The 1,291-nt window shown below is 51.5% G+C and carries 3 protein-coding genes; all 3 read left to right on the plus strand.

Annotation, left to right across the window (positions count from 1 at the left end):
• Positions 1-5 precede the first annotated feature (5 nt).
• The 3 genes from E0D98_RS24370 (at position 6) to E0D98_RS24380 (ending at position 1,257) form a co-directional block, all read left to right on the plus strand.
• Complete coding sequence (locus E0D98_RS24370) at positions 6-389, plus strand: putative zinc ribbon protein (protein ID WP_000271030.1); 384 nt, start codon at positions 6-8, stop codon at positions 387-389.
• The gene (locus E0D98_RS24375) at positions 386-811 is read left to right on the plus strand and encodes a putative zinc ribbon protein (RefSeq protein ID WP_001013306.1); all 426 of its coding nucleotides are present in this window, start codon (positions 386-388) and stop codon (positions 809-811) included. The genes E0D98_RS24370 and E0D98_RS24375 overlap by 4 nt, the downstream gene beginning before the upstream one ends.
• Positions 812-1,059: 248 nt before the next feature.
• Positions 1,060-1,257: an inovirus-type Gp2 protein gene (locus E0D98_RS24380; RefSeq protein WP_072095347.1), complete on the plus strand. Its 198-nt coding sequence runs from the start codon at positions 1,060-1,062 to the stop codon at positions 1,255-1,257.
• The last annotated feature ends 34 nt before the right edge of the window (positions 1,258-1,291 follow it).

A 1,291-nucleotide genomic window follows, 5' to 3' on the forward strand; every position in this document is an offset into this window, starting at 1 on the left:
ATACTATGTACGCAAAATCCTTTCTCGCTCTTGATGGCAACGGACGTCTGACGGGGGCCCGTACCGCACAGACTGCGCCTTACGACCGCTACACCTGCCACCTTTGCGGCAGTGCACTCAGATACCAACCGCAATACGACACTGAACGGCCCTGGTTTGAACACGCTGACGAAGGGCTGACGGAGCACGCGCAGCAATGTCCTTATGTCAGGCCGGAACGCAGAGAAATACAGTTGATTAAACGTCTGCAGCAATTCGTCCCGGATGCCTTACCCGTGGTGCGTAAAGCCAGCTGGCACTGCAGACAATGTCACCACGATTATTATGGGGAGCGGTACTGCACACACTGCCAGACCGGACGCTTCAGTGAGGAGGGGGTAGCAGAATGAACGGTATAAAAACGGGACTGGGGATCACGCCGGGTGAACACATTATCAGTGCCGACTCTGCGCTCAGCAGAAATATCCGGCATTGTTTCTGCCTTTCCTGCCATGGCCGGTTGATTCTGCAGACAGATGCTCATGGGGCATGGTTTGAGCATGATTTACATGCCCTGAGTGAGCAACAGAAGGTGGACTGTGTGGTGCTGAATCCGGAAAAGTCCCACCCTTACATTGAGGATATGGCGATGTTTTTATCGCCATTACCGGTCGTGCTGGAGTGGCATTGTGTGATGTGTGAGCAGTTTTTTCATGGGAAGAAGTTCTGTGAGGCCTGTGGCACGGGGATCTATTCCAGAGCAACATGTACGAAGTCTGTTTACAGCTACCAGCCAGATTTGTACCAAGACTGCGGAGGTGCGAGTACTTAATCCAAAATATCCGCTCTGCGCTGGGCGTTCAGAGGTTTTGCCAGCCTGCATTTTATCCGGTGTTTCGCACCTACCCCGTTCGTGACACAAAGGCGCGACACCGGATATCCGCAGTCCTGCTTACTTGAATAAAACCCGGGGTCATGATTGTGTGCTCGTGGAACGAAATCGCACCGTGATCGCGGATTCGCCGAATCTGCACTGTGGTGTCAATAAACCACACGCGAGAGTCCTCTCCGTATTGATCAGTGCATCAGGACGATTTCTGCATTGTTAATCCAGGGGGCTGCATTATTCATTTCCCTGCTAATGGACGTTACATCCAGGATATTAATGCTCCTGATTTCCCTGAGCAGTATCAGCGCTTATTGGCACGTCTGGATTATCTGACGAAGCCCGGTACTAAAGCATCAGGCCAGCGTAACTCTGGCTACAGCGGTTTTTGACCTGTTGTAAGGTGATTTATTATGTATACAGAAT

Source organism: Escherichia sp. KCJ4928, from assembly GCF_004352695.1.
Classification (GTDB): Bacteria; Pseudomonadota; Gammaproteobacteria; order Enterobacterales; family Enterobacteriaceae; genus ECMA0423.

Coding starts and splice junctions, on each gene's coding strand:
- E0D98_RS24370 (WP_000271030.1), top strand. CDS start 6: ATGTACGCAAAATCCTTTCTCGCTCTTGATGGCAACGGACGTCTGACG.
- E0D98_RS24375 (WP_001013306.1), top strand. CDS start 386: ATGAACGGTATAAAAACGGGACTGGGGATCACGCCGGGTGAACACATT.